The sequence below is a fragment of the Paraburkholderia ginsengiterrae genome (genome assembly GCF_001645125.1).
GTDB lineage: Bacteria > Pseudomonadota > Gammaproteobacteria > Burkholderiales > Burkholderiaceae > Paraburkholderia > Paraburkholderia ginsengiterrae.
On record NZ_LXKA01000296.1, the window covers coordinates 1 to 434 of the forward strand.

The 434-nt window shown below is 62.9% G+C and carries 1 protein-coding gene; it reads right to left on the reverse strand.

Features of this window, described 5'->3' with window-relative positions; genetic code table 11:
• Positions 1–312, reverse strand: a 312-nt coding sequence (locus A6V37_RS43210) for an FAD binding domain-containing protein (RefSeq protein WP_208607889.1), incomplete at its 3' end; no start/stop codon positions are given.
• Positions 313–434 lie beyond the last annotated feature (122 nt).

Sequence of the window (434 nt, forward strand, 5' to 3'; positions counted from 1 at the left end):
CGCTGCAGGGGGGACACGTCGCTTATCACGGCAAAGCGTGTGATGGCCCCCCCCGAGGGGCACGCCGTTTTTCGGCAGCAGACACGCTGCGATAAGTCGGCCGGCCGCAAGCAGCGTTGTAAAGGCGCCCAGCATGAACGCGCTGTCGAGCGCCTGGCGCGTACCGCCCGCCTTAGCGAGCTCAGGCCGAGCATTAAGGGTCGAAAGGGCCAGCGACCAGTGCGCTGCGGGATCGGCATGAGCCAGACTGGCGCCGATGGTGCCGCTGGTACGAATCGCGCGAGATGGAATACCCGAAGCGACATACTGAATAGATCAGTTACGCAAAGGCTCGTACTTCCCGTCCTGGATTTCCGCGTGAGTGATGGCTGCGCCCACACGAACCCCATCCCCTACGGCAGTGACACTGCGTAGTTCGTCGACATGTGACACGT